The 26,803-nt window shown below is 68.2% G+C and carries 24 protein-coding genes; 14 read left to right on the top strand and 10 right to left on the bottom strand.

The window, feature by feature from the left end:
- The first annotated feature begins 69 nt into the window (after window positions 1-69).
- From mtrA to hpf, 5 genes are all read left to right on the top strand, one after another.
- Window positions 70-750 carry an MtrAB system response regulator MtrA gene (mtrA, locus tag ASF80_RS04830; RefSeq protein WP_056308458.1) on the top strand — a complete coding sequence of 227 codons (681 nt, stop codon included), beginning with the start codon at window positions 70-72 and terminating at the stop codon, window positions 748-750.
- 7 nt (window positions 751-757) lie between these two features.
- Window positions 758-2,437: an MtrAB system histidine kinase MtrB gene (gene mtrB / locus ASF80_RS04825; RefSeq protein ID WP_056308456.1), complete on the top strand. Its 1,680-nt coding sequence runs from the start codon at window positions 758-760 to the stop codon at window positions 2,435-2,437.
- Window positions 2,434-4,152, top strand: a complete 1,719-nt coding sequence (locus ASF80_RS04820; RefSeq protein WP_056308454.1) for an LpqB family beta-propeller domain-containing protein — start codon at window positions 2,434-2,436, stop codon at window positions 4,150-4,152. The genes mtrB and ASF80_RS04820 overlap by 4 nt, the downstream gene beginning before the upstream one ends.
- Window positions 4,153-4,256: 104 nt before the next feature.
- Window positions 4,257-4,943, top strand: coding sequence for a ComF family protein (locus ASF80_RS04815; RefSeq protein WP_056308452.1), 687 nt, complete (start codon window positions 4,257-4,259; stop codon window positions 4,941-4,943).
- A 94-nt stretch (window positions 4,944-5,037) separates the two neighbouring features.
- Entirely contained in the window at window positions 5,038-5,694 is a 657-nt protein-coding gene (gene hpf, locus ASF80_RS04810; RefSeq protein ID WP_056308450.1) for a ribosome hibernation-promoting factor, HPF/YfiA family, read from the top strand.
- Window positions 5,695-5,776: 82 nt separating this feature from the next.
- On the opposite strand, the gene ASF80_RS04805 is transcribed toward hpf, so the two are convergent.
- Window positions 5,777-7,117 carry a hypothetical protein gene (locus ASF80_RS04805; protein ID WP_056308449.1) on the bottom strand — a complete coding sequence of 447 codons (1,341 nt, stop codon included), beginning with the start codon at window positions 7,115-7,117 and terminating at the stop codon, window positions 5,777-5,779.
- A 63-nt stretch (window positions 7,118-7,180) separates the two neighbouring features.
- Window positions 7,181-7,783 carry a PadR family transcriptional regulator gene (locus tag ASF80_RS04800; RefSeq protein WP_056308447.1) on the bottom strand — a complete coding sequence of 201 codons (603 nt, stop codon included), beginning with the start codon at window positions 7,781-7,783 and terminating at the stop codon, window positions 7,181-7,183.
- Window positions 7,784-7,947: 164 nt separating this feature from the next.
- Between ASF80_RS04800 and secA the strand changes: the two genes are divergently transcribed.
- Window positions 7,948-10,758 (top strand): preprotein translocase subunit SecA, encoded by a 2,811-nt coding sequence (secA, locus tag ASF80_RS04795; protein ID WP_056311775.1) that lies wholly within the window; start codon window positions 7,948-7,950, stop codon window positions 10,756-10,758.
- Window positions 10,759-10,829: 71 nt separating this feature from the next.
- Window positions 10,830-12,056 carry a pyridoxal phosphate-dependent aminotransferase gene (locus ASF80_RS04790; protein WP_056308444.1) on the top strand — a complete coding sequence of 409 codons (1,227 nt, stop codon included), beginning with the start codon at window positions 10,830-10,832 and terminating at the stop codon, window positions 12,054-12,056.
- On the opposite strand, the gene ASF80_RS04785 is transcribed toward ASF80_RS04790, so the two are convergent.
- Window positions 11,980-13,221 carry an AAA family ATPase gene (locus tag ASF80_RS04785; protein ID WP_056308442.1) on the bottom strand — a complete coding sequence of 414 codons (1,242 nt, stop codon included), beginning with the start codon at window positions 13,219-13,221 and terminating at the stop codon, window positions 11,980-11,982. The two genes, ASF80_RS04790 and ASF80_RS04785, sit on opposite strands and share 77 nt — an antisense overlap.
- Window positions 13,218-13,841, bottom strand: a complete 624-nt coding sequence (locus ASF80_RS04780; RefSeq protein ID WP_056308440.1) for an SAF domain-containing protein — start codon at window positions 13,839-13,841, stop codon at window positions 13,218-13,220. Before ASF80_RS04780 ends, ASF80_RS04785 begins: the two co-directional genes overlap by 4 nt.
- 97 nt (window positions 13,842-13,938) lie before the next feature.
- Here ASF80_RS04780 and ASF80_RS04775 point away from each other — a divergent pair, with 97 nt between their 5' ends.
- Window positions 13,939-14,217, top strand: a complete 279-nt coding sequence (locus tag ASF80_RS04775; protein ID WP_056308438.1) for a helix-turn-helix domain-containing protein — start codon at window positions 13,939-13,941, stop codon at window positions 14,215-14,217.
- On the opposite strand, the gene ASF80_RS04770 is transcribed toward ASF80_RS04775, so the two are convergent.
- Window positions 14,205-14,816, bottom strand: a complete 612-nt coding sequence (locus tag ASF80_RS04770) for a hypothetical protein (protein WP_056311773.1) — start codon at window positions 14,814-14,816, stop codon at window positions 14,205-14,207. The genes ASF80_RS04775 and ASF80_RS04770 overlap by 13 nt on opposite strands.
- A 128-nt stretch (window positions 14,817-14,944) precedes the next feature.
- Between ASF80_RS04770 and ASF80_RS04765 the strand changes: the two genes are divergently transcribed.
- A complete protein-coding gene (locus ASF80_RS04765) occupies window positions 14,945-15,331 on the top strand; it encodes an Rv3235 family protein (RefSeq protein WP_056308436.1) in 387 nt (128 codons plus the stop codon).
- A gap of 24 nt (window positions 15,332-15,355) precedes the next feature.
- Complete coding sequence (locus tag ASF80_RS04760; RefSeq protein WP_056311771.1) at window positions 15,356-16,840, top strand: sensor histidine kinase; 1,485 nt, start codon at window positions 15,356-15,358, stop codon at window positions 16,838-16,840.
- 74 nt (window positions 16,841-16,914) lie between these two features.
- On the opposite strand, the gene ASF80_RS04755 is transcribed toward ASF80_RS04760, so the two are convergent.
- Window positions 16,915-17,163 carry a WhiB family transcriptional regulator gene (locus ASF80_RS04755; RefSeq protein ID WP_028503730.1) on the bottom strand — a complete coding sequence of 83 codons (249 nt, stop codon included), beginning with the start codon at window positions 17,161-17,163 and terminating at the stop codon, window positions 16,915-16,917.
- Between the two features lie 235 nt (window positions 17,164-17,398).
- Between ASF80_RS04755 and ASF80_RS04750 the strand changes: the two genes are divergently transcribed.
- Window positions 17,399-17,782, top strand: a complete 384-nt coding sequence (locus ASF80_RS04750; RefSeq protein WP_056308434.1) for a hypothetical protein — start codon at window positions 17,399-17,401, stop codon at window positions 17,780-17,782.
- Window positions 17,783-17,806: 24 nt separating this feature from the next.
- Here ASF80_RS04750 and bcp read toward each other — a convergent pair whose 3' ends face one another.
- From bcp to aroA, 3 genes are read right to left on the bottom strand one after another with little or no spacing between them, the layout of a single operon-like run.
- Complete coding sequence (gene bcp / locus ASF80_RS04745; RefSeq protein ID WP_056308432.1) at window positions 17,807-18,280, bottom strand: thioredoxin-dependent thiol peroxidase; 474 nt, start codon at window positions 18,278-18,280, stop codon at window positions 17,807-17,809.
- A 9-nt stretch (window positions 18,281-18,289) separates the two neighbouring features.
- Window positions 18,290-19,360 (bottom strand): ribosome small subunit-dependent GTPase A, encoded by a 1,071-nt coding sequence (rsgA, locus tag ASF80_RS04740; protein ID WP_056308430.1) that lies wholly within the window; start codon window positions 19,358-19,360, stop codon window positions 18,290-18,292.
- Window positions 19,357-20,682 carry a 3-phosphoshikimate 1-carboxyvinyltransferase gene (gene aroA / locus ASF80_RS04735; RefSeq protein ID WP_056308427.1) on the bottom strand — a complete coding sequence of 442 codons (1,326 nt, stop codon included), beginning with the start codon at window positions 20,680-20,682 and terminating at the stop codon, window positions 19,357-19,359. The genes rsgA and aroA overlap by 4 nt, the downstream gene beginning before the upstream one ends.
- A 70-nt stretch (window positions 20,683-20,752) precedes the next feature.
- Between aroA and ASF80_RS04730 the strand changes: the two genes are divergently transcribed.
- The 3 genes from ASF80_RS04730 to ASF80_RS04720 are packed head-to-tail and all read left to right on the top strand — an operon-like array spanning window position 20,753 to window position 23,003.
- Complete coding sequence (locus ASF80_RS04730; protein ID WP_056308425.1) at window positions 20,753-21,415, top strand: sigma-70 family RNA polymerase sigma factor; 663 nt, start codon at window positions 20,753-20,755, stop codon at window positions 21,413-21,415.
- Entirely contained in the window at window positions 21,412-21,657 is a 246-nt protein-coding gene (locus ASF80_RS04725) for a zf-HC2 domain-containing protein (RefSeq protein ID WP_053095677.1), read from the top strand. The genes ASF80_RS04730 and ASF80_RS04725 overlap by 4 nt, the downstream gene beginning before the upstream one ends.
- A 41-nt stretch (window positions 21,658-21,698) precedes the next feature.
- Entirely contained in the window at window positions 21,699-23,003 is a 1,305-nt protein-coding gene (locus ASF80_RS04720) for a GNAT family N-acetyltransferase (protein WP_056308423.1), read from the top strand.
- 87 nt (window positions 23,004-23,090) lie between these two features.
- Here the strand turns inward: ASF80_RS04720 and ASF80_RS04715 are convergent, their stop codons facing one another.
- On the bottom strand, window positions 23,091-26,774 hold the full coding sequence (locus ASF80_RS04715; RefSeq protein ID WP_056308421.1) for a multifunctional oxoglutarate decarboxylase/oxoglutarate dehydrogenase thiamine pyrophosphate-binding subunit/dihydrolipoyllysine-residue succinyltransferase subunit: 3,684 nt from the start codon (window positions 26,772-26,774) through the stop codon (window positions 23,091-23,093).
- Between the last annotated feature and the right edge of the window lie 29 nt (window positions 26,775-26,803).

The raw sequence follows: 26,803 nt of genomic DNA, 5'->3' as shown, positions 1-26,803 counted from the left end.
TCGTGTCACAACACCGCTCGGGCGCGTAGACATGGGGGTCGTGGTACTGAGTGCCATAAGGTAACAGTTATGACCTCACGCATTCTTGTGGTCGACGACGACACCGCGCTCGCCGAGATGATCGGCATCGTGCTGCGCACGGAGGGCTTCGAGCCGGTGTTCTGCGCCGACGGTGCACGGGCCGTCGAGGAGTGGCGCACTCAGCGTCCCGATCTCGTTCTGCTCGACCTGATGCTCCCCGGCATGGACGGAATCGAGATCTGCGCACGGATCCGTGCCGAGTCCGGAGTCCCCGTCATCATGCTCACCGCCCGCAGCGACACGGCCGATGTGGTCCGCGGCCTCGAGGTCGGCGCGGACGATTACATCGTCAAGCCCTTCAACCCGAAGGAGCTCGTCGCCCGTATCCGCACCCGTCTGCGCCCCTCGCCCCAGACGGTGGGAGAGCAACTGCGTGTCGGCGACCTCACCGTCGACGTCGACGCGCATGAGGTGCGAAGGGGCACGGCCCCCATCGCTCTCACGCCGCTCGAGTTCCAGCTGCTCGTCGCGCTCGCTTCGAAGCCGCAGCAGGTGTTCTCGCGGGAGATGCTGCTCGAGCAGGTCTGGGGCTACCACTACAAGGCAGACACTCGCCTCGTGAACGTGCATGTCCAGCGTCTCCGCGCGAAGGTCGAGCTCGACCCGGACAACCCCAAGATCGTCATGACGGTGCGGGGCGTCGGCTACCGTGCCGGGAGTGCGGGCTAAGAGCACCATGGCCGCCACCGCAGCGACCACCACGGCGGTCGCTGTCATCCGCGACTGGCGCGGTTGGCCCACCGTCACCCGGGCTCTGTGGCGACGATCCCTGCGGTTCCGTACCCTGACGATCACGCTGCTCCTGACCTCGACCGCGATTCTGATCACCTGCGTGACCATGGCGCTCGTGATCCAGAACGATCTGTTCGAATCGCGCAAGAACGAGGCGCTCGAAGACGCGGCGCGTTCGGTGAACCAGGCGCAGACGACGCTGGACGCCACGGCACTGGGCGATGACCCCGCAGCGCTGCGGGAGCTGTGGGACAGCGTGCAGGAGGACCTCGGCCGCAACTCGACCGCGGAGGGTCTCGCCGGATTCCGGGTCGACGGCGACGCTGCCGCCGTCTCTCTGAACGGCTTCACCGCCGGCCTGAGCGCCAACAGCATCAGCCCGGCTCTCCGGAACCGCGTGGTCAAGTTCGACGACTGGCAGTCCTGGCAGTCCGCGTCGCTCGACGTCGACGGTCGGGCCGTGCCGGGAGTCATCGTGGGGCAGCAGCTCCAGGTGCCCGAGGCCGGACCGTTCGAGGTGTACTTCGCCTACGACCTCGCGGACGCCGACAACACCCTCACCTTCGTGCAGCGCACGCTGTGGATCGCCGGCATCGGCCTCATCGCGATCGTCGCGGCGATCTCCTTCGTCGTGCTGCGCACCGTCTCGACCCCGATCGTCGAGGCCGCCGAGACCAGTGCGCGCCTGGCTTCGGGTGATCTCGCCGTGCGCATCGACGTGCACGGCGAAGACGAGATCGCGACGCTCGGGCGGTCGTTCAATGCGATGGCCGACAGCATCGAGTCGCAGATCAAGGAGCTCGGCGAGCTCTCCCTCGTGCAGCAGCGGTTCGTCTCCGACGTGTCGCACGAGCTCAGGACGCCCCTCACGACCATCCGGCTCGCGGCCGACATGCTGAACGATCAGCGCGGCGAGTTCGACCCGACGACCGCACGGACCACGGAGCTCCTGCACACCCAGGTGCAGCGTTTCGAGACGCTGCTGTCGGACCTGCTCGAGATCAGCCGCTATGACGCCGGGTCCGTGCAGCTCGAACTCGAGGCGACGAGTCTCGCGCACCTCGCCGAGGACATCATCGAGCAGATGCAGCCGCTCGCCGACGGGCGGGGCAGCGAACTGCGCCTCGTCGCGCCAGGCGGATACTCTCCGGTCGACATGGACCCACGCCGCGTACGGCGAGTGCTCCGCAACCTGATCGGCAATGCGATCGAGCATGGCGAGGGGCGTCCCATCGTCGTGACGGTGGACAGCAATCAGCACGCGGTGGCTGCGGGAGTCCGCGACTTCGGATTGGGTATGGACCCGGCGGATGCCGAGCGCGTGTTCGACCGGTTCTGGCGAGCTGACCCTTCTCGTCAACGCACGATCGGAGGCACGGGCCTCGGGCTCTCGATCGCTCTCGGAGACGCGACCCTGCACGGAGGCACGCTCGGCGTATGGTCCGAGCTCGGCGTCGGCACGAACTTCGTCCTCACCCTGCCGCGCCGTGGAGACGCCTCCGACGGCCCCTCGCCGATTCCCCTCGAGCCCCAGGATTCGCTGGGGGAGATCGGTGACGCCACGCAGCCGATCCAACTCGCCGATCTTCCGGCCGAGCTCTTCGACAGAGGGAGCCTCGAATGATCTCGCGGACTCGACGCGTGCTGCGCGGGGTCGCCATCGCCACGGCCGCTCTGCTTCTGTCGGCGTGCTCGGGGCTCCCGACGACGGGTGATGTGCAGCCGGGGCTCGCGCTCGGTGCATCACCGGAAGACCAGGACTTCCTCCCGCTCGCCTCCGGTCCTGCCGAGGGAGCTGGACCTGCGGCGATCGTCGAGGGGTTCATGGAGGCCGCGATCACTCCGGCCGACAACTGGGACACCGCACGCAAGTTCCTCACGCCCGATCTCGCATCGACCTGGCGCCCGAACACCGGGGTGTCGATAGACATCAGCGGGGCCACGCGCTCCTTCACCTCGAGTGTCGATGACGATGTCGACGCCCGTGACGGGGACTCGGCCGAGGTGAGGGTCAGGTTCGATCAGGTCGCGAGTGTCGACGCGACCGGAGCGTACTCCGAGGCCTTCGGGCCGTCGAACTCCGCCTTCGTCGTCGTGTTCGAGGAGGGGCAGTGGCGTATCGCGGAGGCCCCCGACGGTGTGGTGATCGACGAATCCCGGTTCTCGCGCGTCTACGACGACTACGCGCTGCAGTACTACGACCAGACGTGGGAGAGACTGGTGCCCGACGTGAGGTGGTTCCCGCGCCGCGCCACGATCGCCACCACGATCGCGCAGTCCCTGATCGGCGGAGCGCCGAGTCCGTGGCTCGACCCTGCGGTCCAGAGCGCTTTCCCGCAGGGCGTGCAGCTCGCCCGTGACGCCGTGCCCATCGGTCCCGATCAGGTCGCCGACGTCGCATTGAATCGCGCGGCCCTCGGCCTCGATGCGACGACCCTCGCTCGCATGCGTACGCAGCTGCAGGCGACCCTGAATGCCGCAGGGGTGCAGGTCGACCAGGTCAGATTCAGCGTCGACGGGCGCACACTCGACGCCGGCGTCGTCAGGGTCATCGAAGATCCTGCGGACGCGGGCAGCCTCATCTTGAAGGACGGTGAGTTCGGTGCACTCGTCGGCAGCGAGATCACACCGATCCCGGGAGTGTCGGAGGAGATCCTCGGCGCCACCCAGCCCATCAGCGCGATCGATGTCGCGATCGACGGTTCGCACGCGGCCGTTCTGCTCGCCGACGGGCACGTGTACGTGACCGGCGATGACGGCTTCAACGAGCTCGACGCCAGGGCGTCGTTGATCCGACCGTCCATGGACCCCTTCGACTACACCTGGTCCGTGCCGTCCAATGCGCCGTCGGCGCTTCAGGCGATCGGCAGCGACGTGTCTCCGCACGCGATCACGGGCGCATGGCCGGATGCCTCGTCGATCTCCGCCGTGCGCGTTTCCGCAGACGGCGCGCGCATCGCAGCGGTCGTCGTGATCGGCGGTGAGCGCTGGGTCGTCGTCTCCGCGATCGTCCGCGACGAGGCCGGCGTGCCGACCGAGCTCGGTCCCGCTGAGCCGTTGGCGCAGCTCGACGGCGGGGTCAGCGGGCTCGTCTGGCTGGGTGCCGACCGCCTCGGGCTGCTGACCGACCCCGATGACCGGATGGTCCTCACACAGATCGTGGGAGGACCGGGCACGTCCGAGGTCGCTCCGACGGGGGCCGTGTCGATCGCGGGGTCGCGCGCTCCGGCGGGTGTGAGGGTGCTCGGTGCTGAAGGCGGAGTGTTCGCGCGGAGCGGTTCCGCGTGGAGCGAGTCGATCGACGGAGTCACGCTGCTGGCGACCAGGGCGGGGCACTGACCGTCTCTTCTGCACAGCCCGGTCATGCGCGGAACTGTTGACAGTTGCCGGCCCACGGGCCGGCGAAGGGCCCCGCAGCACCCCCGCTCCGAGAGGATCGACGGATGCTCTCACTCGCCTCCGTCCGCGCTGTCGGAACAGAGATGCTCACCCTGCTGCTCGCGGCGTCGTGCGCGGGCTGCGGCGAGCCCGAGACGATGCTGTGCGGGTCGTGCCGTGATGGCCTTCGAGCCGCGCCTCGCGAGCGGACCTCGCCCGGCGGTCTGCATGTGCGCGCCGCGATGTCCTTCGAGTCGGTCGCAGCCCGGTGCATCCGCCGGGTCAAGGACGAGGGCGAGACCGTGCTCGCCCGGCCGCTGGGGGAGGCGCTCGGCGAGGTGCTCCGCGAGGTGCTGGCGGAGTCGTCGGGAGAATCCGTCCTCGTCGTGCCCGTTCCGACGACGAGGGCCGCATACCGACGACGAGGCTACCGAGTGCCCGATCTCCTCATCCGGAGGGCGGGGGCCGCACCCTCCAGCCTGCTGAGCACGCGTGGTCGGAGCGCGGACCAGCGGGGGCTCGACGCCGAGAGCAGGGCGCAGAACGTGCGAGGCACCATGCGCGTCCGGCGGCCTGGTGAGGGGCGCGCCGTCGTGCTCGTCGACGACGTGGTCACCACGGGTGCGACCTTCGATGAGGGCGAGCGGGCGCTCCGCGCCGCTGGCTTCCATGTACTCGCGGCGGTCGCGCTGGCCGCCACACCACGTCACAGCGAACGGAATGCGAACGCATCGGGGACACGCAGGAAATGACCCGTGACATCCGCGGTCAGGCGGACTACCGTTGGGGGTCACAAGGCGACCACGGTCCGCCCTTGGCCGGGAGGACCGGGACAAGGAGGCAGCAATGGAAACGAGCATCGTTGGCGTCGGGGTGGGTATCACCGACCGATTCCGCACCGTTGTCGAGGAGAAGATCGCCAAGATCCAGACGTTCGCGTCGCGGGCGCAACGACTGGATGTCAAGGTCACCCATCGGGTGTACCGAAACGGGCATGTGCCCGACGAAACGGTCGAGCTGACTCTCATCAGCAAGGGGCCGGTCGTCCGTGCAGAGGCCACCGACGGCGACAAGTTCGTCGCCCTCGACCTCGCGGTCGACAAGATGGCCGAGCAGTTGCGCAGGGCCAAGGAGAAGCGAGTCGACGGCCGACAGCATCCCCGCGGAGCACACTTCGAGAAGGAGACCGGAGCGCTGGAGGGCATCGACGTCCAGCCGGCCTCTGTCGACGTGCTTCGCGCAGTCGCGACGGGCGCAGTGCCCGTCCAGAACGACGAAGACGAGGTCTACTCGCCCGTCGTCATCCGCACCAAGAACTTCGGTGCCGAGTGGATGACCGTCGAAGAGGCGGTCGATCGGATGGAGCTCGTCGGACACGACTTCTTCCTGTTCGTCGACGTGCGCACCGATCACCCGAGCGTCGTCTACCGACGCAAGGGCTGGGACTACGGCGTGATCGCTCTCGAGACGGCGGCGCCGCCGTCTGAGGCCCTCGCCTCCTGAGACCGACATGAGAACGGCCCGGCTCCTGAAGGAGCCGGGCCGTTCTCGCGTCTGCGCCGTTCTCGCGTCTGCGCCGTGCGCGTCAGTCGAAGATGCCGTCCAGGATGCTGCCGATCACGAGCCCGCCGAGGATTCCGGACGCGATGTCGCCGCCGCCGCCTCGTCGCCCGCCGCCGCTCCAGCCGCCGCCACCCCAGCCGTCGCCGCCGCCGCCCCAGCCCTGATCCTGCGGGCGGGACGAGTCGATGTCGCGCTGGGCGAGTTGCAATGCCTCAGCGGCGAGGTGTGCGACCCGTCGTGCGCTCGCGAGCGCTTCGTCGCGGGTCTCCTCGGCGGGAAGGAGGTCGGACAGATCCACGCGGAGGCGCTCGGCCTCGGCGAGTCGGGTGCGGGCGTCCGCCCCGATCCAGCCTCGGTGTCCGGCGATGAGCCCGCGGGCGACGCCGAGCTGGCGGTCGGCGTCGTCGATCGCGTGCTGGACCTGCTGGATGCTGGGGAGCGGGTGCTCTGCGCGGTGGCGAGCCGTGGCGATCGCATCGTCGAGAGCGGTGTTCGCCTCGCGGAGCTGAGAAAGCTCGGCGAACGGGTCGCCGGGGGAGCCCGCAGGGGAGAGCGCGCTGAGGGCGTCCTGCAGAGCGGTCACGGCTGTGGCGACGGCGGGAACCTGCGGCGCTGTGCGCGCGGCGATCAGGTCGCCCCGCGAGTCGGCGACGACCTCGGCGAGCGTCGACTCGGCACGCAGAGCCTCGATCTCGAAATCCTCGACCGCGTCGAGCAGCGCGGATGCGCGGCGCGTCGCTTCGGTCGCCGTCTCGAGGGCGAGGTTGGCCTCCTCGTTCTGCTTGGCCGCACGGCGTCGCTCGGAGACCGCGGCGCCGTGTGTGGCGAAGGCGATGAGCTGCTCTGCTTCGGCGGCGCTGGCGGTGATCTGATGCATCGCCGAGTCCGCGTAGCGCGCGGAGAGACGGGCGACCGTCTCGTTGGTGTGAGGGATGCGGGAGCTCAGCTCGGCGGCGTCCTTGCGCACCTGGGCGATGACCTCCGGTGCACGGCGCACCTTCGCGACGGAGGCGGCGAGGTCGGTCGTCTTCTCGTCGAGCAGATCCTGGGCCCAGTCGCAGAGTTGGACGATACGCGCGTTTCGGGTACGCAGCTCTTCCGCGGTGTCGGGGATCTCGTCGTGGTTCAGCTGGTGCATCTGGAAGGCCTCGCGCAGATGCGTGCGCACCGCGCTCAGCGCCTTCTTCAGGTCTCCCGTGAGCTGCCCTCCGAGCTCGGCCTCAGCGAACGCCAGCTCGTCGGAGGTGCTCCGGATCCGCTCGTCCGCGGCGACGAGCGCCTGCTCGGCACGGCGTGCCAGATCGGCATCCTGTGCGGCCAGTTCTTCCTGCTCGCGCTTGCGTCTGCCCCATATTCCAGCCATAGGACTGATCCTAGTTTCCCGAACGAGAGTGCTGGCTGTGCATCCGCTCCAGGCGAACGTCGGTCAGGCGAGGGCGGCGACGGACGGACGCGCCGGCCGCCCGCGCTTGGGGCGGTCGGCCGTCAGCTCGAGCGCGAGCGCGTGCTCCGGATGCTCGGCGAGGCGGGCATGCACATGGTCGAGCCAGCGCAGCTCGGCATCGGCCGCGAAGATCATGGAATCGACGACGAGCGACCAGGCGAGGTCTTCGGGTGTGTCGTCTTCCCGCGAATCTCTGACGTCGCGAAGTGTCCCGAGATGACGTCGAGAGGCCACACGCTGCGTTGCGATCACCTCCGCGGCATCCGCCCCGGGAAGCGTCGCCGCGACGGCCAGCTTGATCGCGAGCTCGTCCCTGGTCGCCAGACCCCGCTCCACGGGTGCTGCGAGCCAGCGGTCGACCTCCGTCATCCCGGCCTCGGTGATCTCCCAGTAGACGTGACCCTGCGCGTCAGCGTCGCCGCGGTCCACGAGCCCGTCTCGTTCGAGGCGCTCGAGAGTGTTGTAGATCTGGCCGACGTTCAGCGGCCAGACCGAGCCCGTGCGCCGGTCGAACTCATGACGCAGCTGGTAGCCGTAACACGGACCCTGCGCGAGGATCGCGAGCAGACTCTGGCGTACCGACATGTGTGCCTCCCGGTGTCGTGGATCAATATATACATACTCGGAAACGCGAAGCGGGTTCGCCATGCAGACGACGTGCAGGTCACGGACAGGTAACATGGCAAGGTATGCCTGGCACGCGCCCGACCAGCGGCGCCGCCGGAACCATCGACAGGGAGATGACATCTGTGGCCAATCCTCTTGAGAAGCTGCTGCGCGCGGGTGAAGGGCGGGTCATCCGTCGCCTGAACCAGGTGGTGAAGGCCGTCAATGCGCTGGAAGAGGACATCTCCAAGCTCACAGACGATGAGCTGCGCAACGAGACCGTCGAGCTGCGCGAGCGCTTCGCCAACGGCGAGTCCCTCGATCAGCTGATGCCCGAGGCCTTCGCCGCCGTCCGTGAGGCGGCGAAGCGCACACTCGGCATGCGCGCCTACGACGTGCAGATCATGGGTGGGGCGGCGCTCCACCTCGGCAACATCGCCGAGATGAAGACCGGTGAGGGCAAGACGCTCGTCGCGACCTTCCCCGCCTACCTCAACGCGATCGCGGGCGAGGGCGTCCACGTCATCACCGTCAACGACTTCCTCGCGAGCTACCAGGCCGAGCTCATGGGCCGCGTGTACCGTGCGCTGGGCATGTCGACCGGCATCATCGTGTCAGGCCAGACTCCGGCCGTGCGTCGTGAGCAGTACGCGGCCGACATCACCTACGGCACGAACAACGAATTCGGCTTCGACTACCTCCGCGACAACATGGCGTGGCGCAAGGACGATCTCGTCCAGCGCGAGCACTACTTCGCGATCGTCGACGAGGTCGACTCGATCCTCATCGACGAGGCTCGAACGCCGCTGATCATCTCGGGTCCGTCGTCGGGCGAGGCGAACCGCTGGTTCGCCGAGTTCGCGAAGATCGCCCGCACGCTCGAAGCCGGCGAGGACTACGAGGTCGACGAGAAGAAGCGCACCGTCGGTGTCCTCGAGCCCGGCATCGAGAAGGTCGAGGACTACCTCGGCATCGACAACCTCTACGAGTCCGCGAACACGCCGCTCATCTCGTTCCTGAACAACTCGATCAAGGCCCTCGCGCTGTTCAAGAAGGACACCGACTACGTCGTCATGAACGACGAGGTCATGATCGTCGATGAGCACACAGGCCGCATCCTGGTCGGGCGCCGCTACAACGAGGGCATCCACCAGGCGATCGAGGCCAAGGAGGCCGTGCCGGTCAAGGCCGAGAACCAGACCCTCGCGACCGTCACGCTGCAGAACTACTTCCGTCTGTACGACAAGCTCGCCGGCATGACGGGTACCGCCGAGACCGAGGCGGCCGAGTTCATGTCGACGTACAAGCTCGGCGTCATCCCGATCCCGACGAACCGGCCGATGGTCCGCAAGGACCAGTCCGACCTCGTCTACAAGAACGAGACCGCCAAGTTCGCCCAGGTCGTCGAGGACATCGCCGAGCGCCACTCGAACGGCCAGCCGGTGCTCGTGGGCACGGTGAGCGTCGAGAAGAGCGAGTACCTCTCGCGACTCCTCGCCAAGAAGGGCGTCAAGCACGAGGTCCTCAACGCGAAGAATCACGCACGCGAGGCCGAGATCGTCGCTCGCGCGGGTCGCCTCGGCGCCGTGACCGTGGCGACGAACATGGCCGGTCGTGGAACCGACATCATGCTCGGCGGAAACGCCGAGTTCCTCGCCGTGCAGGAGCTCAAGGGCAAGGGACTCGACCCCGTCGAGACGCCTGAAGAGTATGAGATCGCGTGGGATGAGACGTACGAGGCGATGAAGGACGTCGTCTCCGAGGAGGCCGAGAAGGTCATCGAGGCCGGCGGTCTGTACGTCCTCGGCACCGAGCGCCACGAGTCCCGTCGTATCGACAACCAGCTGCGCGGTCGCTCGGGCCGTCAGGGGGACCCCGGTGAGAGCCGCTTCTACCTGAGCCTGACCGACGACCTGATGCGGCTGTTCCAGTCCGGAGCGGCCGAGGCGATCCTCGCGCGCACCAACTTCCCCGACGACGTCCCGATCGAATCCGGTCTCGTCTCGCGCGCCATCCGCAGCGCACAGTCACAGGTGGAGTCCCGCAACGCGGAGATGCGCAAGAACGTCCTCAAGTACGACGACGTCCTGAACCGCCAGCGTGAGGCGATCTACGCCGACCGGCGTCACATCCTCCAGGGCGACGACATCGCCGACCGGGTTCAGCACTTCATCGAAGACGCGATCAGCGGCGTCGTGCGCGACCACACGGGTGAGGGCCACAACGAGAGCTGGGACTTCGACGCGCTCTGGACCGAGCTCAAGACGCTCTATCCCGTCAGCGTGACGATCGACGAGGTCGTCTCCGAGGCCGCGGGCCGCAAGGGCGGGATCACCGCCGACGGACTGACCCGCGAGCTGCTCTCCGACGCGAAGATCGCGTACGAGACCCGCGAGGAGTCGCTCGGTGACGCGGCCACCCGCGAGCTCGAGCGTCGAGTCGTGCTGCAGGTACTCGACCGTCGCTGGCGCGACCACCTCTACGAGATGGACTACCTCAAGGACGGCATCGGCCTGCGTGCCATGGCGCAGCGCGACCCGCTCATCGAGTACCAGCGCGAGGGCTACGCGATGTTCCAGTCGATGATGGGTCAGATCAAGGAGGAATCCGTCGGATACCTCTACAACCTCGAGGTCGAGGTCCGCCGTGCGGGCGACTCGCAGACAGCCGAGGTCGAGGCCAAGGGCCTGGCTGACGGCGGCGGCGAGCAGCGTCTCGAGTACTCTGCGGCGAACGACGCCGGCGAGGTCGAGGTCCGCAACGATCGCGGTCAGGTGCAGCAGGCGGCGACCGACAAGCTGCGCCAGGCCGCTGCGGCCCGGCAGGCGCCGGCCGAGGCGGCCGAACCCGAGCAGGAGGCCGCGCGCGGAGCCTTCGGCCAGCGCACCGAGGGGGCGGCACCGGCAGCGGGGAACCGTGAGCAGCGCCGAGCTCAGGGCAAGAAGAAGAAGTAGGCGCGATGCGTCGAAGAGGGGCCGGATCCGAGTGGATCCGGCCCCTCTTTCTGTCGCTGTAGGCTTGGCCGATGACACCAACGCGCCACTTCGACCAGTCGTCGAAGCTCAAGAACGTCCTGTACGAGATCCGTGGAAACACGCTCGTCGAGGCGGCGCGGCTTGAAGCAGAAGGCCACCGGATCCTCAAGCTCAACACGGGGAACCCCGCGATCTTCGGATTCGAGGCGCCCCACCAGATCGTCCACGACATGCTCGCAGCCCTTCCCACGGCTCACGGGTACAGCGACAGCAAGGGCATCATCTCCGCTCGTCGCGCCGTCGTCAGTCGGTACGAGGAGATCGAGGGGTTCCCTCGATTCGACCCCGAGGACGTCTTCCTCGGAAACGGCGTGTCCGAGCTCATCACGATGACGATGCAGGCGCTTCTCGACGAGGGCGACGAGGTTCTCATCCCGGCACCCGACTATCCGCTGTGGACGGCGATGACGAGCCTGGCCGACGGGACCCCGGTGCACTACCTGTGTGATGAGGACAACGGCTGGCAGCCCGATCTCGAGGACATCCGCTCCAAGATCACCCCGCGCACCAAGGCGCTCGTGATCATCAACCCCAACAACCCGACGGGCGTCGTCTACTCCCGCGAGGTGCTCGAGGGTATGGTGCAGATCGCGCGCGAGAATCAGCTGCTGCTGCTCTCCGACGAGATCTACGACCGGATCCTGTTCGACGGCGCCGTTCACATCCCGACCGCTACGCTGGCGCCCGACCTCCTGTGTCTGACCTTCAACGGACTCTCCAAGACCTATCGCGTCGCCGGCTACCGTTCCGGCTGGCTCGTGATCACCGGACCGCAGTCGCACGCCAAGGGGTTCCTCGAGGGGATCAATCTGCTCGCCTCGACACGGCTCTGCCCCAACGTCCCGGCTCAGTACGCGGTGCAGGCGGCACTCGGCGGCGTGCAGTCGATCGACTCGCTCATCGCCCCGACCGGCCGACTGCACGAGCAGCGCGACATCGCCTGGGAGGGGCTCGAGTCGATCCCCGGTGTCTCCTGCGTCAAGCCGGAGGGTGCTCTCTACGCGTTCCCGCGCCTCGACCCGAACGTCCACGAGATCAGAGACGATGCGAAGCTCGTCTACGACCTGCTCGTGTCGGAGCACATCCTTCTGGTGCAGGGGACGGGCTTCAACTGGCCGACCCCTGATCACCTCAGACTCGTCACCCTTCCCGAGCCGCGCGTGCTCGCAGAAGCCGTCGAGCGCCTCGGGAACTTCCTCTCGAGCTACCGGCAGTAGCGGACTCCGCCGTGGCCGGGGAGTGCGCCGACGCGAAGCGGCGCACTCCGGCGACCAGGGAGGACCGCGGGGTGAGGTCCGCCATCGGTCGCGCATGGAGCAGGGCTGCATCGGCAGCGCGCTGATCGAACGGCAGAAAGGTGACGTCGGTGATCCCGGCGAACCGCTCGAGGGTGCGTCGGACCTGTCCGCGGGCATCGATGCCGAGAGGGCCGGGGCGCACCCGGTTGACCAGGACCCGCACCGACGCGGTCGCGGCGAGCCGTCGCAGCTCGGCATGCTCCCGGATGAAGCGGCTGATACCGAGAGGATCCGCCGCCGCGACGGCGATGATCTCGTCGGCCTCCTGCAGCGCTGCAACGGTCGCGGCATGACGGCGTGGACCGGCGAGGTCGTATGTGGCCTCGTCATCGGCATCGAACGCGCTCGAGACGTCGACGACGGTCTCCTCCGCCCAGACGCGGCAGGCGCGGAGTGCCGCCTGCAGACGGTGAGCAGCGAGCTCCGGCCATCGCCCCTGCCGATTGATCCCGCCGAGTACGTCGATCTCACCCGCGCTCGTGGGGAGCACGCTCGCCAGTCGGGTGAGTTCCGCCGAGTCCAGGGCGCCGAGATCTGCCCGTCTGCACGCGGCTGCGATACCGGGGGCGTCGTCGGCGAGCCCCAGGAGCAGCGCGAGTGAAGGCGCCACCGTGTCGGCATCGACCAGAGCGGTCCGGCGGCCGCTGCGCCTGAGTTCGACTGCCAACTGGATCGCTATGGTCGAGCGCCCGGGGGCTCCGGAGGGACCCCAGACGACGGATACCCGATGCGATGCGGAGTGCGCGCCGGCGGCGGCATTCGGAACCTCCGCAGCCAGAGCGCCGACCACCTCCCAGCCACTCGCATCGGCCGGCAACGCCGCAGCGAGGCCGTACCGGGCGAGCATTCTGCTGTCGCCGTCGCCCACCGGAATGATCCTCACACCGGCCCGGTCGCACGACGCGACCAGGTCAGGCGTCAGAACGGCACGAGTGGCGGCGACGATCGCGGCATCCACACCCTTCGGAAGCGGCAGGACTCCGCTGGGCGGCACGACGGCGACCACGTCGATGCCCTCCATCTCGAGCTCGGAGGCCAGGCCTGCCGCCCGCGCCGCGGGTATCGCCACGATGACCGAGGTCACGAGCCCGCCCCGATCGGGACCACGGACAGCACCGAGCCCCCGGTGATCGCTGCGAGCGCCTCTGCGACCTCGGTGCGATCGATGACGATCTCCACCGTGGTGTCGTCGGTTGCGAGCATCCCGTCGGTCCGGGTGACAGAGGCGACTATGGCCTCGGGCACGAGGATGCGAGGAACGTCCTGGGTCGCGCCCCCGCCGTCGAGCGGAGGCGCGTGCCAGAGTTCCACGATGCTTCCGGCGGCGACCTCGGCCGGGACGCCGGTGCTGCTCTCGACGACGATCGTGGTGGTCCTGTTCGTGTCCGCATCCTCCGCAGCATCGCCGGACATGAGCTCGCCCTCGGCGACGGTGCGGGAGGCGACCTGCCCCGGATGGAGGTCCTGCGGGGCGAGATACCGATCGGTGATCGCACCGAGACCGACCTCGACGATCCGGAAGTCTCCGGAGACGAGCGCCTCGCCCCGGACTATCGTTCGGTTCGCCTGAAGCACGGGTGTCGTCGCGCCCGCTGAAGAGACGACGGCCCACACTCCGCCGGTCGACAGGAGGACGAGCACGATGCCGATCAGGAAGCGGGCATCGCCCCAGACGGCTCGACGAGGACGGGCGAACTTGTGCATGTCGACATGGTCACAGAATTCGGTCGGTCTGCTCGAGACTTATCCACAGCGCCGTCCCGGTCGTGGCGGATCCGCACGGTGGGGGGACAATGGGAGGATGCCTGACTCGTCCCCGACCTCGCAGCGGTACCTCGCGCCTGCGCAGGTGGCCGAGCTCCTGAGCATCGAGGTCGACGAGGTGATCGAGCTCGTCTATCAGGGGCGACTGCGCGGTTCCCAGCTCGGTTCGCCCGCACGGTGGCGCATAGAGGAGCCGAGCCTTTCGGAGTATCTCGCGGAGCAGTCCGAAGAGGCGCGGCGGATGGCGCTGTGGCGCCAGGCGAACGAGGCGAGCTTTCCTGAGGTGTGGGGCACGTCCCACAGTCACGGCATGTGATCGCCGACGGTCTGCACTGACGTCACCGCTGAGAACGGAATGATGCGGAAACCCCGCACCGCCTGCGCCGTGCGCGGTTCGCCCGGGTCGTGCAGTGCGATGTCCAGGTGATCCGCGCCGGCCCTGTCGACGGTGCCGTGGAAGTCCGAGCCGTCGACGCTGACGATCCGGACCGGGACTCGACGACGCCCGAGATCGCGGAGGACGAAACCCAGCGACATCCGCTCGCGGAGCACCGGGGCTGCGGCGTCCGAGTCATCCAAGCTGGCGAGGAGCAGGCCGTGATCGACGCTGAGCCCCCGGACAGCATGCAGCGGGAGGATGCGTGTCGAGCGGGCGGCGCCCGTCTCGTCCGCCTCGACGATCGTGGCCGCGACCCAGTCGGAGCCCAGAGAATGCAGACGTGCCCGAATGTGCGTGCCGCCGGGCAGATCGACGGTCGCGGGCGCAGCCGCCGCGCACAGCACTCTGAGACGGCTTCGAAGCTCGAGGCGGGACACCCGCAATCGCTCCGACTCTGCGTCGAGCGCCGCGCGCTCGCTCTCCCACTCGGCAGCGAGCTGGCTTTCGAGGTCTTCGAACAGTCGATCCCAGTGCACGCGCCTCACCGTAGGCGATCTCGGCGCGAGCATGTACGAGTTATCCACATAGATGTCGGATCAGGCCCGAGCGGCCCGGAAGTGCGTGCTCTACTTGCCGCAGTCTTCCCCGATCGAGAGTGCCACAGATGACGCTTCACGAGTACTTCGCACCCCAGCCCACGTCCAGCGCGGAGCTTCCGGACCCGCAACCGCTGCTTCGGAGCCTCACGCAGGGCGTACTCGAGGTTCTCGCCGGGGTCAGAGAAGTCGATCAGCTCGCACGCTGGTTCAACGAAGACGCGTACCGGAGTCTGGTGACGCGTGCGAACCTGTCGGCAAGGGCGCGCAGCGCGAGGGGGGTCTCGCCTGCGCGCCCGACCTTCGAGATACTCTCCATCCGAGTGACCCAGCCGGTGGACGGCAAGGTCGAGGCAGTCGTGGTCGTCGCAGGCCCAGGACGAACGCGGGCGGTGGCTATCCGGCTCGAGGGCCTGGACCGCCGCTGGCGGGCGACGTCATTGGCCGTTCTCTGAGCACACGCACTCTAGGCTGGTGTGGTGTCAACCCTCAGTGATCTCGCCCATGCCCAGGGTCGCCTGACCGACAACGACGTCGAGTGGCTGCATCGTCTCGCCGGCGACGGTCAGCTCCTCGCGGACCTCTCCTCGGCGGACATCGTCGTCTGGATCCAGACGGACGACGGCTCTTTCATCGCGGTCGCGCACGCCCGGCCGAGCGGCGCGGCGACGCTGTTCTACCGCGACATCGTGGGGGAGCGGGTGCGCCCGCAATGGCGCACTCAGGTCCAGGGTGCATTCGAGTCGGCGGAGATCGTGGACTCCTCGTCTCCGGACTGGTTCGAGGAGACGCCGACGCGTGTGCGAGCCGTGCCGATCGTCAATGAACGTCACGGTCGTGATCACCCGGCCGCCGTCATCGGAGTCGTGACACGCCACACGAACCTCGGCGAGGCTCGCACGCCGTCGCGACAGCAGATCACCTTCGACGAATGCGCGAACGACATCTTCCGCATGATCGCCGACGGCAGCTTCCCCGACCCGGCGGCGCCGACCTCGCCGCGACGCGGCGCCCCACGAGCATCGGACGGTCTGATCCGCATCGATGTCGACGGCATCACGACCTTCGCGAGCCCCAACGCCCTCTCGGCGTTCAACCGCATGGGGTTCGACGACGAACTCGAGGGAGAGTCTCTCGCCGAGGTCACCACGCGACTCGTGCCGCCGTCTCGTCAGGTCGACGAGTCGCTGCCGGTGGTCGTGACGGGGCGCGCTCCGTGGCGCACCGACATCGAGGCGCGGGGAGTCACGGTGTCGCTGCGCGCGATCCCGCTCAAGGACCATGGCACGCGCATCGGCGCCATCGTCCTGTGCCGCGATGTCTCCGAGCTCCGCCACCAGGAGCAGGAGCTCATCACCAAGGACGCGACGATCCGCGAGATCCATCATCGCGTCAAGAACAACCTGCAGACGGTGGCGTCGCTGCTGCGCATCCAGGCTCGGCGCACGCACTCCGACGAGGCGCGCGACGCCCTGACCCAGGCGATGCGCCGCGTCGACTCGATCGCCGTCGTGCACGACACCCTGGCGCAGGGGCTGACCCAGAAGGTCGATTTCGACGAGGTCTTCCACCGCGTGCTGAAACTGGTGGCCGAGGTCGCCTCGGCACCGAACACCCGTGCGCGCACTCAGTCGACCGGTCGCTTCGGGGTGCTGCCGAGCGAGTACGCGACCCCCCTGGCCCTCGCGCTGACGGAGGTCGTCACGAACGCGGTCGAGCATGGCCTCGCAGGTCAGGAGGGCATGGTGACGATCGACGCCCACCGCACCGAGGAGAACCTGCGGGTCACCGTCCGCGACACCGGCAAGGGGCTGCCTGAGGGGCGGATCGGTCAGGGCCTCGGGACGCAGATCATCCGGACGCTCATCCAGGGTGAGCTCAGCGGCTCCATCGAGTGGCGGGGGAGTGACGGCGGAGGCACCGAGGTCGTCATCGACATCCCGCTCCGCTGGCTGACCAAGTAGACGAACCGGGCCCACGCGGGCCGGGCATGAAGAAGCGGCCCGAGACCAATCGTCTCGGGCCGCTTCTTCGATGCTCAGGAGGCGCGGCGGGCGCGGGCTGCGCGGCGCTTGAGGGCGCGGCGCTCGTCTTCGGAGAGGCCGCCCCACACGCCCGAGTCCTGGCTGGACTCGAGGGCGTACTGCAGGCAGATCTCGGTCACCGTGCAGGTGGCGCAGACGGTCTTGGCCTTCTCGATCTGGTCTACCGCCGGACCGGTGTTCCCCACGGGGAAGAACAGTTCGGGATCGACAGTCAAGCAGGCGGCCTTGTCGCGCCAGTCCATGGGGGCTCCTCGGTGTGGATTACGTAGATCATCGCGACGCGACGACTCGGATTTCGGGTGCAGATCGGGTTCGGCTACCCTGTATGAGATACGGACGGATGCCCGCATTCTGTGATGCGAGCACGAAGCCCGCCCCACGCCGCTGTGGGAGCACATGACGCTGTCTATTCTGTTACATGAAACCGGCGAAATCAAGGGTTTCGCCGGTTCTCATTCGATTCTCAGGAGACACATCGTGCGCTCACCCGGCCTCGCTCTGGCAGCTGCGGCAGTCCTCGCGTCGGAAGGCGCGGCGCTCGTCGTCTTCGCGTTGATCGAGCTCTTCGGCCTCGGGGCCGGCGACGCGGCATCCCTACCCACGGCGCTCGCGCTGATCGTGCTGACGCTGATCGGAGCCGGCGCTCTCGTGGCGTTCGCGATCGGCACCCGCGCCGGTCATTCGTGGGCGCGTTCGGGCGGCATCGTCTTCCAGGTCCTCGCTGTGGCGCTGGCACTCGCATCGCTCACCATCGAGCCGATCGCGTGGGTCTTCACCTTCGCGGTCGGAGTCCCCGCGCTGCTGTGCTTCATCCTTCTGATCGCGAGCACGCGCGCAGAGAACCAGCCTCCGGTCGACTGACGGACGGCTCGCTGCCGCCCGGGCTCAGGCGTCGATGCCGAGCAGCTTGCGCAGACGCGCGACGTGCCCGGTGGCCTTGACGTTGTACTGGGCCAGAGTGATCGTGCCCTCTTCGTCGAGGACGAAGGTCGAGCGAAGCACGCCCTCGACGACCTTGCCGTAGTTCATCTTCTCGCCCCATGCGCCGTAAGCCACGTGCACGGCGTGGTCCGGGTCGCTCAGCAGGGTGAACGTGAGTCCGTCGCGCTCGCGGAACTCCGCGAGCTTCGCCGGCTCGTCGCGCGACACGCCGACGACCCGGTACCCGGCGCCCTGCAGTGAGGAGATGCTGTCCCGGAAGTCGCAGGCCTGAGTCGTGCAGCCGGGAGTCATCGCCGCCGGGTAGAAGTACAGCACGGTCTTTTGTCCGCGCAGGTCCTCGAGTCGGACGGTCTCGCCGTCCTGGTCGAGGAGGGCGAAGTCGGGGGCAGCGGTTCCGGGTTCGAGGCGCACAGTCACCACTCCAGCCTAGCGGCCGGGTGCCTGCTCGGCCTTGTCGGCGAAGGTCTGCAGCAGCCGCTGCAACGAGTCGAGGCGCGCGCGCCCCGTCTCGTTCAGCTCTCCGCTCTCGGCCGCTTCGATGAGGGCGCAGTCGGGAGCATCCGCGAGATGGGTGCAGCCGCGAGGGCAATCCTGGGCGATCACCGCGAGCTCCGTGAAGGCGGCGAGGATGTTGGCAGGATCGACGTGCCCGAGGCCGAATGAGCGGACCCCGGGGGTGTCGATGACCCACCCCGTGCCTTCCGGCCCCGCATAGCGCAGTGAGACGGTCGAGGAGGAGGTGTGCCGACCTCGTCCGGTGACCTGGTTGACATGGCCGGTGGCACGCAGCGCGCTCGGCACGAGCGCGTTCACGAGCGTCGACTTGCCCACACCGGAGTGTCCGACGAACACCGTCGAGTGACCGACCAGGGTCGCGCCGATCTCGTCGACGGGCATCTCCTCCTGTGCGCTGGTGAAGACACGCAGGTCGAGTCCGTCGAAGTGCGACAGGAAGGCGGTGGGATCGGCGAGGTCGGTCTTGGTGACGACCAGGAGGGGGCGGATGCCGGCATCCAGCGCAGCCACGAGGTAGCGGTCGACGAGTCGTGCTCTCGGCTCCGGGTCGGCGGCGGCCACCACGACGAGCATCTGATCCGCATTGGCGACGATGACCCGCTCGACCTGGTCGGTGTCATCGGCGCTGCGCCTCAGCAGAGAGGTGCGATCGGCGATGCCGATGATCCGCCCGAGCGTCCCGTCTTCGCCGGACGTGTCTCCGACGACCTTCGCGTGATCTCCGGTGACGATCGGGTTTCGGCGGAGTTCCCGCGCCCGAGCCGCCGTGATCATGCGCTCGTCGGGGGTGTCCTCGTCGAGCAGCACGGAGTACCGGCCGCGGTCGACGCCCAGGACGCGTCCGATCTGCGCATCGTCGTGCGCGGGGCGACGCTTGGTGCGAGGGCGGTTCGCCTTGGGATTCGGGCGCGTGCGGATGTTGCTCTCGTCGTACTCCTCGAAGGCGTCCTCGAGGTCGTCGGAGTCGTCGAGCCAGCTCACGCGGATGCGCCCCGCAGCATCCGCTCCCAGAGGAGGGTGAACTCGGGAAGGGTCTTCGACGTCGTGCCGATGTCATCGATCTCGACGCCGGGCACGCGGAGACCGATGAGGGCTCCTGTCGTCGCCATCCGGTGGTCGTGATGCGCGGCCCATCCGCCACCGTGCAGCGGGCGCGGCACGATGCGGAGGCCGTCGGAGAGCTCCTCCGCCTCGCCGCCGAGCGCGCGGATGTTGCCGATGAGGGCGGCGATCCGATCGGTCTCGTGGAGTCGGATGTGGCCGATGCCGCGAATCGTCGTGGGGCTCGAGGCGAAGGCCGCCAGTCCGACCAGCGTCGGGGTCAGCTCGCTCGCCGCGGAGAGGTCCATGTCGAGTCCGTGGATCTCGGAACCGGCCTTGACCGTCAGCGTTCCGCTGTGGCGGCCGACGTGGGCGCCCATGGCCTGCAGGATCTCGGGAAGAAGCGCTCCGGGCTGCGTGGAGTGCACAGGCCACCCCGGTACGGACACCGAGCCCCCGGTGAGGAGCGCGGCGGCGAGGAACGGTGCCGCGTTCGAGAGATCGGGCTCGATCGCGATCTCCTTGGCGCGGGGGACGCCGGCCTCGACGAGCCACTCTCCGGTCGCGGGGCGTTCGATGCGGATGCCGCGGCGGCTGAGCGCCTCGATCGTCATGTCGATGTGGGGAAGGCTCGGCAGGTGCGACCCCGTGTGCACGAGATGGAGTCCGACGTCGAAGCGCGGGGCGGCGAGCAGCAGCCCCGAGACGAACTGGCTCGAGGCCGAGGCGTCGATCTCCACGCGCCCGCCGCGGATGCGGCCGTGGCCGCGGATGGTGAACGGCAGCGCCCAGGTGCCCTCGTCGTCGATGTCGACCCCGAGATCGCGCAGAGCACTGATGAGTCCGCCCATGGGGCGGTGCAGCGCCGTCTCGTGTGCGGTGATGTGCACGTCGTGCTGCGCGAGCCCTGCCAGGGGGGCGATGAAACGCATCACCGTGCCTGCCTGGCCGCAGTCGACCGTCGTGCCGCCGACGAGCTTCGCGGGCGTGATGACGAGGTCCGGTCCGAACTCGCCGTCGCCCTCGACCTCTTCGATCCCCACGCCCAGAGCACGCAGAGCGTCGACCATGCGGCGGGAGTCGTCGGAGTGCAGAGGCGCGATCAGGCGGCCGGGGCCGTCGGCGATCGCGGCGATGATGAGCTCGCGATTCGTGAGGGACTTCGACCCCGGAATCGTCACGGTGGCGTGGACCGCATCGGTGGTGGACGGCGCGACATAGACGCCCTGGACAGGGGAGGGGGAATACCTGTTGGCGCTCATCGGTTCCCACCTTAGTAAACGCGAGTGTCCGCCAGAGAGAATGGCGTCCGCTCGACGAGAAGGAGAGAGCATGCTCGCAACGCTGGAACGCGAGTCCGTGGACCTCAGCGGCCTAGACTGGCCGGTGATGGATGACACGGCAACCGCAGAAACGGTCAGCGACCCTCGGCGCGAATTCGAGGAGCAGGCGATCCCTTTCATGGATCAGCTCTACGCCGCGGCCATGCGCATGACCAGGAACCCCGCCGATGCAGCGGATCTCGTGCAGGAGACGTTCGTGAAGGCGTACGGCTCGTGGGCGACGTTCTCGCAGGGCACGAACCTGAAGGCGTGGCTCTACCGGATCCTCACCAACACGTACATCAACATCTACCGCAAGAAGCAGCGCGAGCCGTTCCAGGGCACGATCGACGAGCTCGAGGACTGGCAGCTGGGCGGTGCGGAGTCGACCACGGCGTCGCACGGCCGATCAGCCGAGGCTGAGGCGATCGACCACATGCCGGCATCCGTCGTGAAGGACGCGTTGCAGGCCGTCCCCGAGGACTTCCGATTGGCGGTGTACCTCGCTGATGTCGAGGGTTTCGCCTACCAGGAGATCGCGGACATCATGAAGACACCCATCGGCACCGTGATGAGCCGTCTGCATCGAGGCAGACGGATGCTGCGGGAGCTGCTGGCTGACTACGCTGCGGAGCGGGGAATCTCCGCGGCCGACCCGAGGAGCACGAAATGACCGATTGCGGCTGCGACAAAGCCCGCAAGGATCTCGAGGAGTACCTCCGCAACGAGGTGTGCAACACCGAGCACACCGAGATCCGTGAGCATCTCGAGAACTGCCCGTCCTGCAGGGACGAGGCGCTCGTCGCGACGACCCTCACCGAGGTCGTGGCGCGTGCATGCAAGGAGACGGCCCCGGAGGAGCTGCGCGATCAGGTGTTCGCGCGACTTCGCGAGGTCCAGTCCGCTCAGCACTGAGCACGCCCTCCGCGGCGCGCAGCTGCCCGTAGGGTGGATGCATGACGGTCATCGACTCACGCGACATCCCTGCCGATCCAGAATCGACCGAGCGTCTCGCCGCCGGGTCGCTGACCTACCGCGTCGTCGACGGGTCCGACCAGCCCCGGGCCGATATCTTCCAGCGAGCGACCACGCGAGGCTTCCTCGGCGCAGTGCCGTCGGCGGAGGAGCTGGCCTTCGGGCAGCAGACCTTCGACGCCCGTCGCAACACAGGCGTCTACGAGACCGCCGCGGCGGACACGATGCCGGTCGCGACCATCGACTCGTGGGTGACTCCGGTGACGCTCCCCGGCGGCGGAGAGCTGCCGATGTGGGCGATCAGCGGTGTCACCGTCTCCGCCACGCATCGACGCCGGGGGATCGCCAGGGCTCTTCTCGAGGGCGAACTGCGGTCCGCAGCGGCCGCGGGAGTGCCGATCGCCGGTCTCACCGTCTCCGAAGCGACGATCTACGGCAGGTATGGGTTCGGCTCGGCGCTGCCGATGGCGAAGTTCACCGTGGACACGCGCCACGCCGGGTGGGCAGGACCCGCCGTCGAGGGACGTGTCGAGTATGTCGATCGGGAAGCCCTCGCCGAGGCGCTGGGCACAGTGCACGACCGCGCACGCAGTGCGCGCTCCGGACAGATCCCCGGCTGGCCGTCGCGGTGGACGGGTATCGCGGGGCTCGCGCCGGGCAACACCGACGGCGCCAAGGTTCGCGGCATCCGCTTCATCGATCGGGATGGCGAGGTGCGCGGAGCGATGGCGATCACCCTGCGTGACGGAAGCGGATCCTTCCGCTTCGCCCTCGACGTCCGGCTGCTCGTCGCGGAGACGCCGGAGGCGACGGCCGCGCTCTGGCAGTTCGCTCTGCAGCACGACCTCGTCGATGAGGTCACCGCGGATCTCCGTCCGCTGGACGACGCTCTTCCCTGGCTCGTGCGCGATCCGCGCGGTGTGACGCAGACCGTTCACGACCACGGCTGGCTGCGGATCCTCGACATCTCGACCGCGCTCACTGCGAGGACGTACTCCGCGCCGCTCGATGTGATCATCCGCGTCAGCGATCCGCTCGGCTTCACTGCGGGTGACTGGCGCCTGCGGGTGGACGCTCAGGGCACGCCGGCGGTCGACCCGGTCGACGACGCGGACCGGGTGGACGCTGAGCTCGACATCTCCGCGCTCTCGATCCTGTATGCCGGGGGAGTCCGCGCCGCATCGCTGCACGGTGCAGGACGTATCGTCGCCGACCGGGATGTCGTCGAGTCCTTGGACCGCGCGTTCGTCTCGTTCCCTGCGCCGGCGCTCGACATCTGGTACTGACGGGTCCGCGGACCGGCATCCTCCGCGCACGCGAAGAAGGAGCCTCGACGATCTCGTCGAGGCTCCTTCTTCGTGTGGTGGTGTCTCTCAGCTCAGTGTGAGGGCGTCGCGGAGCAGCTTCGCCTGCTCTGCGGCGTGCACCTTCGACGATCCCGTGGCCGGCGATGCGGATGCCGGACGCGACACCGGACGGAAGGTCCGGTCACCGGGGACGTCGGCGAAGGCGAGAGCGAGGAACGGCCACGCGCCCTGATTCTCCGGCTCCTCCTGAACCCAGACCAGCTCTGCGTTCGGGTAGGAGTCGGTGATTGCCTTCAGCCCCTCGATCGGGGTCGGGTACAGCTGCTCGAGCCGCACGAGGGCGACCTCGGGGTTCGGGTTCTTCTCGAGCTCGGCGCGCAGATCCCAGTGCACCTTGCCGGAGTGCACGAGCACGCGCTTGACGGCAGTGCGGTCGAGATCGCGGGAATCGTCGAGCACGGGCTCGAACCGGCCCTGCGTGAAGGCCTCGACCGGGCTCGTCGCGCCTCGCAGACGCAGCATCGCCTTCGGGGTGAAGACGATCAGCGGCTTGCGCGGACGGGCGTAGGCCTGACGACGCAGCAGGTGGAAGTACGACGCGGGTGTCGACGGACGCGCGACGATCATGTTGTCCTGCGCGCACATCTGCAGGAATCGTTCGATGCGCGACGACGAGTGATCCGGTCCCTGGCCCTCGTAGCCGTGGGGGAGGAGCAGCGTGACGCTCGACTGCTGGCCCCACTTCTGCTCGGCCGCCGAGATGTACTCGTCGATCACCGACTGCGCGCCGTTGACAAAGTCGCCGAACTGCGCTTCCCACAGCACGAGCGCCTCGGGCGCCTCGACCGAGTATCCGTACTCGAATCCGAGCGCCGCATACTCGCTCAGCAGCGAGTCGTAGACGAAGAAACGGCCCTGCGAGTCGGAGAGGTTAGACAGCGGCAGCCACTCCTGGCCGTTGGCGCGGTCGTGCAGGGTCGCGTGACGCTGCACGAACGTGCCGCGGCGCGAGTCCTGACCGGCGAGACGCACGGGGGTTCCCTCGACGAGGAGCGAGCCGAAGGCGAGCAGCTCTCCGAAGCCCCAGTCGATGTTGCCGTTGCGGCTCATGTCGAGACGCTTCTCGAGCTGCTGCTGCAGCTTGGGGTGCACCGTGAAGCCCTCGGGCTTGTTCACGAACGCGTCGCCGATGAGCTGGATGACCTCGTTCGATACCCCCGTGACCTCCGGGGCGCCGACCTGCTCGTCGACGGGGGGGAGCTCCTGGGCGACCGGGTTCGCGCCGGTCTCGGCGGCGTGCGTCTCGGCGAAGGCGATCTCGAGGCGGTTCTGGAAGTCCGCCTTGGCCTCGTCGTACTCCTCTTCGGTGATGTCACCACGACCGACGAGCGACTCGGTGTACAGCTTGCGCACGGAGCGCTTCGCCTGGATGAGGTCGGTCATCAGCGGCTGCGTCATCGAGGGATCGTCTCCCTCGTTGTGACCACGGCGGCGGTAGCAGACGAGATCGATGACGACGTCGCGGTGGAACCGCTCGCGGTACTCGAAGGCGAGCTGAGCGACGTGGATGACGGCTTCGGGGTCGTCGCCGTTCACGTGGAACACCGGAGCCTGGATCGTCTTGGCGACGTCGGTGGAGTACACCGAGGTGCGCGAGTCGTTCGGGAGGGTGGTGAAGCCGACCTGGTTGTTGACGACCACGTGGATCGTGCCGCCCGTGCGGTATCCGCGAAGCTGCGACATCTGCAGCGTCTCGACGACCACGCCCTGGCCTGCGAAGGCGGCGTCGCCGTGCACGAGGATCGGAAGCCACGCGAAGGTGCCGATCGGCTTGCGGTCCTGCTTGGCGCGCACGATGCCCTCGAGGACTCCGTCGACGGTCTCGAGGTGCGACGGGTTGGCAGCGAGATAGACCGGGAGCTCCGACTCGTCGTCGGCGATGAAGGTGCCCTCGGTGCCGAGGTGGTACTTCACGTCGCCGGAGCCGCGCTGGTTACCGGGCGTCTGCGTGCCCTCGAACTCCTGGAAGACGTGACCGTAGGTCTTGCCGGCGATGTTCGTCAGGACGTTCAGACGGCCGCGGTGAGCCATGCCGATCGCCGCGCCCTCGAGGCCTGCGGTCGCCGCGCCCTGGAGGATCTCGTCGAGGAGAGGGACGAGGGACTCGCCGCCCTCGAGTGAGAAGCGCTTCTGGCCCACGAACTTCGTCTGCAGGAAGGTCTCGAACGCTTCGGCCTCATTGAGCTTGCGAAGGACTCGCAGCTGCTCGTCGTGGCCGGGCTTCTGGTACTTGACCTCCACCTTCTCCTGGAACCACCGACGCTGCTCCGGGTCCTGGATGTGCATGTACTCGATGCCGAGGGTGCGGCAGTACGAGTCGCGCAGGACACCGAGGATGTCGCGGAGTTTCGCGATGCGTCGTCCACCGAATCCACCGGTCACGAACTCGCGGTCGAGATCCCAGAAGGTGAGGCCGTGGCTCTCGATCTCGAGGTCGGGGTGCGAGCGCTGCACGTACTCGAGCGGGTCGATGTCGGCCATCAGGTGGCCGCGGACGCGGAAGGAGTTGATGAGCTCCTGCACGCGGGACTGCTTGTCGACGCGTTCTGCGAGGTCGACCGCGATGTCGGGGTTCCAGCGGATCGGAGCGTACGGGATGCGGAGCGCCGCGAAGATGTCGTCGTAGAAGCCGCGCTGACCGATGAGCAGCTCGTGCACCTTCTTGAGGAACTCGCCCGAACCCGCGCCCTGGATGACGCGGTGGTCGTAGGTGCTGGTGAGCGTGATCGTCTTGCCGATCGCGAGCTCGTTGAGCGTGCGCTCGCTCGCTCCCTGGAACTCGGCCGGGTACTCGAGGGCGCCGGCGCCGATGATGCAGCCCTGGCCCTTCATCAGTCGCGGTACGGAGTGCACCGTGCCGATGCCGCCCGGGTTGGTCAGCGAGACCGTGGTGCCCTGGAAGTCCGCAGCGGTGAGCTTGTTGTTGCGGGCGCGGGTGACCAGGTCCTCGTAGGCGACGAGGTACTCGCTGAACGAGAGGGTGTCAGCGCGCTTGATGCTCGGGACCATGAGCGCACGGGTGCCGTCGGGCTTGGGCAGATCGATCGCGATGCCGAGGTTGACGTGCGCGGGCGCGACCACCGATGGCTTGCCGTCGACCTCGGCGTAGAAGACGTTCTGGCTGCGGAACTCATCGAGGGTGCGGATGAGCGCCCACCCGATCAGGTGGGTGAAGCTGATCTTGCCGCCGCGGGTGCGAGCCATGTGGTTGTTGATGACGATGCGGTTGTCGATCATCAGCTTCGCGGGCACGGTGCGCACACTGGTCGCCGTCGGGACGGTCAGCGACTCATCCATGTTCGCGGCGAGAGTCTTGGGGAGGCCGCGGAGCGGCGTGACCTTGTCTTCTTCGACGGGCTCCGCGGACTCCGGTGCCTCGGCCTTGGGCGCGGGCTTCGGTGCCTGTGCCGGGATCGGCGCGGGCGCCGCGGGCTTCGTCGTCGTGCGCGCGACGGGCTGCGCGCCGATGACGGGGATCGGGGCGGTCACAGGGTGCGCGGGCTGCTCGGCAGCGGGTGCAGGCGCTGACGAACCGGTCGCGGCATCGGACTGGTACTTCTCAAGAATCGGCCACCACTCCTTGTCGACGGAGTCGCGGTTCACCTTGAACTGCTCGTAGAGCTCTTCGACGAGCCAGGAATTGGCTCCGAACCCCCCGTCGCCCCCGACGCCGGTCACCTGGTTCGACACGCTGGATCGCCCTCTTTCATCGCTGAATC

The organism is Microbacterium sp. Leaf159 (assembly GCF_001423615.1).
Classification (GTDB): Bacteria; Actinomycetota; Actinomycetes; order Actinomycetales; family Microbacteriaceae; genus Microbacterium.
The sequence above is the reverse complement of the archived record's forward strand: the minus strand, read 5'-3'. Positions and strand labels throughout refer to the sequence as shown.

Coding starts and splice junctions, on each gene's coding strand:
- ASF80_RS04755 (WP_028503730.1), bottom strand. CDS start 17,163: ATGGACTGGCGCGACAAGGCCGCCTGCTTGACTGTCGATCCCGAACTG.
- ASF80_RS04775 (WP_056308438.1), top strand. CDS start 13,939: ATGCCTGACTCGTCCCCGACCTCGCAGCGGTACCTCGCGCCTGCGCAG.
- ASF80_RS04800 (WP_056308447.1), bottom strand. CDS start 7,783: ATGTCGGTACGCCAGAGTCTGCTCGCGATCCTCGCGCAGGGTCCGTGT.
- ASF80_RS04780 (WP_056308440.1), bottom strand. CDS start 13,841: ATGCACAAGTTCGCCCGTCCTCGTCGAGCCGTCTGGGGCGATGCCCGC.
- ASF80_RS04805 (WP_056308449.1), bottom strand. CDS start 7,117: ATGGCTGGAATATGGGGCAGACGCAAGCGCGAGCAGGAAGAACTGGCC.
- ASF80_RS04730 (WP_056308425.1), top strand. CDS start 20,753: ATGCTCGCAACGCTGGAACGCGAGTCCGTGGACCTCAGCGGCCTAGAC.
- ASF80_RS04790 (WP_056308444.1), top strand. CDS start 10,830: ATGACACCAACGCGCCACTTCGACCAGTCGTCGAAGCTCAAGAACGTC.
- mtrB (WP_056308456.1), top strand. CDS start 758: ATGGCCGCCACCGCAGCGACCACCACGGCGGTCGCTGTCATCCGCGAC.
- ASF80_RS04725 (WP_053095677.1), top strand. CDS start 21,412: ATGACCGATTGCGGCTGCGACAAAGCCCGCAAGGATCTCGAGGAGTAC.
- mtrA (WP_056308458.1), top strand. CDS start 70: ATGACCTCACGCATTCTTGTGGTCGACGACGACACCGCGCTCGCCGAG.
- ASF80_RS04765 (WP_056308436.1), top strand. CDS start 14,945: ATGACGCTTCACGAGTACTTCGCACCCCAGCCCACGTCCAGCGCGGAG.
- ASF80_RS04815 (WP_056308452.1), top strand. CDS start 4,257: ATGCTCTCACTCGCCTCCGTCCGCGCTGTCGGAACAGAGATGCTCACC.
- ASF80_RS04820 (WP_056308454.1), top strand. CDS start 2,434: ATGATCTCGCGGACTCGACGCGTGCTGCGCGGGGTCGCCATCGCCACG.
- ASF80_RS04720 (WP_056308423.1), top strand. CDS start 21,699: ATGACGGTCATCGACTCACGCGACATCCCTGCCGATCCAGAATCGACC.
- aroA (WP_056308427.1), bottom strand. CDS start 20,682: ATGAGCGCCAACAGGTATTCCCCCTCCCCTGTCCAGGGCGTCTATGTC.
- hpf (WP_056308450.1), top strand. CDS start 5,038: ATGGAAACGAGCATCGTTGGCGTCGGGGTGGGTATCACCGACCGATTC.